At 52.9% G+C, this 7,390-nt stretch carries 4 protein-coding genes and 2 pseudogenes; 3 read left to right on the plus strand and 3 right to left on the minus strand.

Features of this window, described 5'->3' with window-relative positions; genetic code table 11:
* Together MKR05_RS26570 and MKR05_RS26575 are read right to left on the minus strand one after the other, a co-directional pair.
* A pseudogene (locus MKR05_RS26570) lies at positions 1–64 on the minus strand (hypothetical protein); the annotation flags it as partial.
* Between the two features lie 195 nt (positions 65–259).
* Positions 260–1,269, minus strand: a pseudogene (locus tag MKR05_RS26575) (zinc-binding alcohol dehydrogenase family protein).
* Positions 1,270–1,621: 352 nt separating this feature from the next.
* Here MKR05_RS26575 and lacI point away from each other — a divergent pair.
* The 3 genes from lacI (at position 1,622) to lacY (ending at position 7,205) form a co-directional block, all read left to right on the plus strand.
* Positions 1,622–2,704, plus strand: a complete 1,083-nt coding sequence (gene lacI, locus MKR05_RS26580; protein WP_048292269.1) for a DNA-binding transcriptional repressor LacI — start codon at positions 1,622–1,624, stop codon at positions 2,702–2,704.
* Positions 2,705–2,825: 121 nt separating this feature from the next.
* Positions 2,826–5,900, plus strand: coding sequence for a beta-galactosidase (lacZ, locus tag MKR05_RS26585; RefSeq protein WP_080934706.1), 3,075 nt, complete (start codon positions 2,826–2,828; stop codon positions 5,898–5,900).
* A 51-nt stretch (positions 5,901–5,951) separates the two neighbouring features.
* Positions 5,952–7,205, plus strand: a complete 1,254-nt coding sequence (gene lacY / locus MKR05_RS26590) for a lactose permease (RefSeq protein ID WP_023287163.1) — start codon at positions 5,952–5,954, stop codon at positions 7,203–7,205.
* 115 nt (positions 7,206–7,320) lie between these two features.
* On the opposite strand, the gene MKR05_RS26595 is transcribed toward lacY, so the two are convergent.
* On the minus strand, positions 7,321–7,390 hold a 70-nt coding region (locus tag MKR05_RS26595), incomplete at its 5' end, for a hypothetical protein (protein WP_223349232.1).

The following is a 7,390-nucleotide window of genomic DNA, read 5'->3' on the forward strand; positions in this document are numbered from 1 at the left end:
AGTACCAGCGTACGGCCCACAGAATGATGTCACGCTGAAAATGCCGGCCTTTGAATGGGTTCATGTGCAGCTCCATCAGCAAAAGGGGATGATAAGTTTATCACCACCGACTATTTGCAACAGTGCCGGGCAGACTGCTTTTTCATCCGCAGGTACTGAGGGTAAATGCTCAATTCCGGTACGATTCTTACTCTATAGCCAGACAGAATTCAGCATTGTGCTGAACCCGAATCTTTTTTTACTCTGACAGGCCTGTTCATCAGAACCCTGAAAAAACAATTTTCCCGTTCACATTTTTATTTTCCATGTCCTCATGAGCCCGGCGAAGTGCTTTAGCATTCAGCCTGCCATACTCTGCCAGCAACGGAGGTTTGAGCTTACCGGAATCCAGCATGCATGAGAGTTTGTTAAGAATATCATGCTGTTTAGACATGTCCGCAGTAGCATGCATGGGGCGGGTAAACATTGCCTCCCAGTGAACAGAAACGCTCTTAAATTTGATCAAACGCAGATCCAGTGGTTCAGGGTCGTCGATGAGTCCGATACGGCCTTGTGGGGCAATAATTTCGGCCATATTTTCCCAGGCAGATGGCGTGGTGTACGTTGAGAAAATCCGGGTAATGGGAGGGAGTCCAGCAAGGCTGGCAACCTGTGGCGCAAGCGCACATGAATGATCCAGGACATAATGCGCACCAAACCCGCGAACCGCTCTGACACTCTCCTGCCGGGAGGCAGTCCCGATGATGTTCACCCGACTCAGAGTGCGGGCAAGCTGTATAGCCATACAAGGGACTCCGCCCGCACCGCCAAGCATCAACAGGGTCTGATCAGCATCTCCGTTCACTGACAACTGCAGACGATCAAATAACATTTCCCAGGCTGTCAGACCGGTCAGAGGAACCGACGCTGCAGCTTCAAAACTTAGTGCTGCCGGCTTTATCCCCGTAATGCGTTCGTCAACCAGCTGAAACTCTGCGTTGGCTCCCTGGCGATCGAGCACACCGGCATAGAAAACGTGGTCACCTGGCCTGAACAGCGTCACATCTGGTCCGGTTGCTTCAACAACACCGGAAGCGTCGTATCCCATAACTACCGGATTGCCTGCAGAGGGACTGATGTTTCGCCGGCTTTTCAGGTCCCGTGGGTTAACCGCGACCGCCCTGACTCTGATCAAAAGATCACGCCCCTTGGGCATGGATGGGTGGGGAAGCGACAAATCTTCAATAACGGATGTACTTTCCCGGGTTGCCAGAAACCAACGGCTTTCATTCTGTCTCCTTAAAAAGGTCAGTCACCAGATAAATAAATGTAAAAGTGTGCGGAACGCGATACCCGCCAGTGCCCCCGGCAGTGCAAATCGAAAAATACGCGGAAAGCGGGCGCTGGGTAATGCTGTCAACCTGTTGATGACTATTTTAATCTGTAGTCATTCAATCCTTGTAACATCAGGATGATCCTGGTGTCAGTGAAAATACGAAATCAACACGTTGGTATCATTACCCACCTGTGAACTGACGTCGGCATTTTGAATCTCACTTCGGCGTGCCCCCTCCGAATGGCGCAAAACATTTCGTGGTATGGCATGATAGCACCCGAAGAGAGTCAATTCAGGGTGGTAAATGTGAAACCAGTAACGCTATACGATGTCGCAGAGTATGCCGGTGTCTCTTATCAGACCGTTTCCCGCGTGGTGAACCAGGCCAGCCACGTCTCTGCGAAAACGCGGGAAAAGGTGGAAGCGGCGATGGCGCAGCTGAACTACATTCCCAACCGCGTGGCACAACAACTGGCGGGGAAACAGTCGTTGCTGATTGGCGTTGCCACCTCCAGTCTGGCCCTGCACGCGCCGTCGCAAATTGTCGCGGCGATTAAATCTCGCGCCGATCAACTGGGTGCCAGCGTGGTGGTGTCGATGGTAGAACGAAGCGGCGTCGAAGCCTGTAAAGCGGCGGTGCACAATCTTCTCGCGCAACGCGTCAGTGGGCTGATCATTAACTATCCGCTGGATGACCAGGATGCCATTGCTGTGGAAGCTGCCTGCGCTAATGTTCCGGCGTTATTTCTTGATGTCTCTGACCAGACTCCCATCAACAGTATTATTTTCTCCCATGAAGACGGTACGCGACTGGGCGTGGAGCATCTGGTCGCATTGGGTCACCAGCAAATCGCGCTGTTAGCGGGCCCATTAAGTTCTGTCTCGGCGCGTCTGCGTCTGGCGGGCTGGCATAAATATCTCACTCGCAATCAAATTCAGCCGATAGCGGAACGGGAAGGCGACTGGAGTGCCATGTCCGGTTTTCAACAAACCATGCAAATGCTGAATGAGGGCATCGTTCCCACTGCGATGCTGGTTGCCAACGATCAGATGGCGCTGGGCGCAATGCGCGCTATTACCGAGTCCGGGTTGCGCGTTGGTGCGGATATCTCGGTAGTGGGATACGACGATACCGAAGACAGCTCGTGTTATATCCCGCCGTTAACCACCATCAAACAGGATTTTCGCCTGCTGGGGCAAACCAGCTTGGACCGCTTGCTGAAACTCTCTCAGGGCCAGGCGGTGAAGAGCAATCAGCTGTTGCCCGTCTCACTGGTGAAAAGAAAAACCACCCTGGCGCCCAATACGCAAACCACCTCTCCCCGCACGTTGGCAGATTCCTTAATGCAGCTGGCACGACAAGTTTCCCGACTTGAAAGCGGGCAGTGAGCGCAACGCAATTAATGTGAGTCAGCTCACTCATTAGGCACCCCAGGCTTTACACTCTATGTGTCCGGCTCGTATGTTATGCGAAAATGTGAGCGGATAACAATTCACGCAGGATACAACTATGACAATGATTACGGATTCACTGGCCGTCGTATTACAACGTCGTGACTGGGAAAACCCTGGCGTTACCCAACTTAATCGCCTTGCGGCACATCCCCCTTTCGCCAGCTGGCGTAATAGCGAAGAGGCTCGCACCGATCGCCCTTCCCAAGAGTCGCGCAGCCTGAATGGTGAATGGTGCTTTGCCTGGTTTCCGGCACCAGAAGCGGTACCAGAAAGCTGGCTGGAGCGCGATCTTCCTGACGCCGATACTGTCATCGTCCCCTCAAACTGGCAGATGCACGGTTACGATGCGCCTATCTACACCAACGTGACCTATCCCATTGCGGTCAATCCGCCGTATGTTCCCACGGAGAATCCGACGGGTTGTTACTCGCTCACATTTAATGTTGATGAAAGCTGGCTACAGGAAGGCCAGACGCGAATTATTTTTGATGGTGTTAACTCGGCGTTTCATTTGTGGTGCAACGGGCGCTGGGTCGGTTACGGACAGGACAGTCGTTTGCCGTCTGAATTTGACCTGAGCGCATTTTTACACGCCGGAGAAAACCGCCTCGCGGTGATGGTGCTGCGCTGGAGTGACGGCAGTTATCTGGAAGATCAGGATATGTGGCGGATGAGCGGCATTTTCCGTGACGTCTCGTTGCTGCATAAACCGAGCACGCAAATCAGCGATTTCCATGTAGCCACTCACTTTAATGATGATTTCAGCCGCGCTGTACTGGAGGCAGACGTTCAGATGTACGGCGAGCTGCGCGATGAGCTGCGGGTGACGGTTTCTTTGTGGCAGGGTGAAACGCAGGTCGCCAGCGGCACCGCGCCTTTCGGCGGTGAAATTATCGATGAGCGTGGTGGTTATGCCGATCACGTCACCCTACGTCTGAACGTCGAAAACCCGAAACTGTGGAGCGCCGAAATCCCGAATCTCTATCGTGCGGTGGTTGAACTGCACACCGCCGACGGCACGCTGATTGAAGCAGAAGCCTGCGATGTCGGTTTCCGCGAGGTGCGGATTGAAAATGGTCTGCTGCTGCTGAACGGCAAGCCGTTGCTGATTCGCGGCGTTAACCGTCACGAGCATCATCCTCTGCATGGTCAGGTCATGGATGAGCAGACGATGGTGCAGGATATCCTGCTGATGAAGCAGAACAACTTTAACGCCGTGCGCTGTTCGCATTATCCGAACCATCCGCTGTGGTACACGCTGTGCGACCACTACGGCCTGTATGTGGTGGATGAAGCCAACATTGAAACCCACGGCATGGTGCCAATGAATCGTCTGACCGATGATCCGCGCTGGCTACCCGCGATGAGCGAACGCGTAACGCGAATGGTGCAGCGCGATCGTAATCACCCGAGTGTGATCATCTGGTCGCTGGGGAATGAATCAGGCCACGGCGCTAATCACGACGCACTCTATCGCTGGATCAAATCTGTCGATCCTTCCCGCCCGGTACAGTATGAAGGCGGCGGAGCCGACACCTCCGCAACCGATATTATTTGCCCGATGTACGCGCGTGTGGATGAAGACCAGCCCTTCCCGGCTGTGCCGAAATGGTCCATCAAAAAATGGCTTTCGTTGCCTGGAGAGACGCGCCCGCTGATCCTTTGCGAATACGCCCACGCGATGGGTAACAGTCTTGGCGGCTTCGCTAAATACTGGCAGGCGTTTCGTCAGTACCCCCGTTTACAGGGCGGCTTCGTCTGGGACTGGGTGGATCAGTCGCTGATTAAATATGATGAAAATGGCAATCCGTGGTCGGCTTACGGCGGTGATTTTGGCGATACGCCGAATGATCGCCAGTTCTGCATGAACGGTCTGGTCTTTGCCGACCGCACGCCGCATCCGGCGCTGACGGAAGCAAAACACCAGCAGCAGTTTTTCCAGTTCAGTTTATCCGGGCGAACCATCGAAGTGACCAGCGAATACCTGTTCCGTCATAGCGATAACGAGCTCCTGCACTGGATGGTGGCGCTGGATGGCAAGCTGCTGACAAGCGGTGAAGTGCCTCTGGATGTCGCTCCACAAGGTAAACAGTTGATTGAACTGCCTGGACTACCGCAGCCGGAGAGCGCCGGACAACTCTGGCTAACGGTTTACGTAGTGCAACCGCACGCGACCACATGGTCAGCAGCCGGACACATCAGCGCCTGGCAGCAGTGGCGTCTGGCGGAAAACCTCAGCGTGACACTCCCCTCCGCGCCCCACGCCATCCCGCAACTGACCACCAGCGAAACGGATTTTTGCATCGAGCTGGATAATAAGCGTTGGCAATTTAACCGCCAGTCAGGCTTTCTTTCACAGATGTGGATTGGCGATAAAAAACAACTGCTGACGCCGCTGCGCGATCAGTTCACCCGCGCACCGCTGGATAACGACATTGGCGTAAGTGAAGCGACCCGCATTGACCCTAACGCCTGGGTCGAACGCTGGAAGGCGGCGGGCCATTACCAGGCCGAAGCAGCGTTGTTGCAGTGCACGGCAGATACGCTTGCCGACGCGGTGCTGATTACCACGGTCCACGCGTGGCAGCATCAGGGGAAAACCTTATTTATCAGCCGGAAAACCTACCGGATTGATGGAAGTGGTCAAATGGCGATTACCGTTGGTGTTGAAGTGGCGAGCAATACGCCACATCCGGCGCGGATTGGCCTGACCTGCCAGCTGGCGCAGGTAGCAGAGCGGGTAAACTGGCTCGGATTAGGGCCGCAAGAAAACTATCCCGACCGCCTTACTGCGGCCTGTTTTGACCGCTGGGATCTGCCATTGTCAGACATGTATACCCCGTACGTCTTCCCGAGCGAAAACGGTCTGCGCTGCGGGACGCGCGAATTGAATTATGGCCCACACCAGTGGCGCGGCGACTTCCAGTTCAACATCAGCCGCTACAGTCAACAGCAACTGATGGAAACCAGCCATCGCCATCTGCTGCACGCGGAAGAAGGCACATGGCTGAATATCGACGGTTTCCATATGGGGATTGGTGGCGACGACTCCTGGAGCCCGTCAGTGTCGGCGGAATTCCACCTTAGCGCCGGTAGCTACCATTACCAGTTGCTCTGGTGTCAAAAATAATAATAACCGGGCAGGCCATGTCTGCCCGTATTTCGCGTAAGGAAATCCATTATGTACTATTTAAAAAACACAAACTTTTGGATGTTCGGTTTATTCTTTTTCTTTTACTTTTTTATCATGGGAGCCTACTTCCCGTTTTTCCCGATTTGGCTACATGACATCAACCATATCAGCAAAAGTGATACGGGTATTATTTTTGCCGCTATTTCTCTGTTCTCGCTATTATTCCAACCGCTGTTTGGTCTGCTTTCTGACAAACTCGGGCTGCGCAAATACCTGCTGTGGATTATTACCGGCATGTTAGTGATGTTTGCGCCGTTCTTTATTTTTATCTTCGGGCCACTGTTACAATACAACATTTTAGTAGGATCGATTGTTGGTGGTATTTATCTAGGCTTTTGTTTTAACGCCGGTGCGCCAGCAGTAGAGGCATTTATCGAGAAAGTCAGCCGTCGCAGTAATTTCGAATTTGGTCGCGCGCGGATGTTTGGCTGTGTTGGCTGGGCGCTGTGTGCCTCGATTGTCGGCATCATGTTCACCATCAATAATCAGTTTGTTTTCTGGCTGGGTTCTGGCTGTGCACTCATCCTCGCCGTTTTACTCTTTTTCGCCAAAACGGATGCGCCCTCTTCTGCCACGGTTGCCAATGCGGTAGGTGCCAACCATTCGGCATTTAGCCTTAAGCTGGCGCTGGAACTGTTCAGACAGCCAAAACTGTGGTTTTTGTCACTGTATGTTATTGGCGTTTCCTGCACCTACGATGTTTTTGACCAACAGTTTGCTAATTTCTTTACTTCGTTCTTTGCTACCGGTGAACAGGGTACGCGGGTATTTGGCTACGTAACGACAATGGGCGAATTACTTAACGCCTCGATTATGTTTTTTGCGCCACTGATCATTAATCGCATCGGTGGGAAAAACGCCCTGCTGCTGGCTGGCACTATTATGTCAGTACGTATTATTGGCTCATCGTTCGCTACCTCAGCACTGGAAGTGGTTATTCTGAAAACGCTGCATATGTTTGAAGTACCGTTCCTGCTGGTGGGCAGCTTTAAATATATTACCAGCCAGTTTGAAGTGCGTTTTTCAGCGACGATTTATCTGGTCTGTTTCTGCTTCTTTAAGCAACTGGCGATGATTTTTATGTCTATTCTGGCGGGCAATATGTATGAAAGCATCGGTTTCCAGGGCGCTTACCTGGTGCTGGGTCTGGTGGCGCTGGGCTTCACCTTAATTTCCGTGTTCACGCTTAGCGGCCCCGACCCACTTTCCCTGCTGCGTCGCCAGGTGAATGAAGTCGCTTAAGAAATTAATGTCGGATACGGCGCGAGCGCCTTATCCGACCAACTTATCAGGACGGAATGGGCTTTGTTGAATAAATCAGATTTCGGGTAAGTCTCCCCCGTAGCGGGTTGTGTTTTCAGGCAATACGCACGCTTTCAGGCATACCTGCTTTCGTCATTTTGTTCAGCGCTCGTACCAGGGCCATA

The sequence above is a fragment of the Klebsiella sp. K5-204 genome (genome assembly GCF_030128585.1).
Classification (GTDB): domain Bacteria; phylum Pseudomonadota; class Gammaproteobacteria; order Enterobacterales; family Enterobacteriaceae; genus Klebsiella; species Klebsiella quasipneumoniae.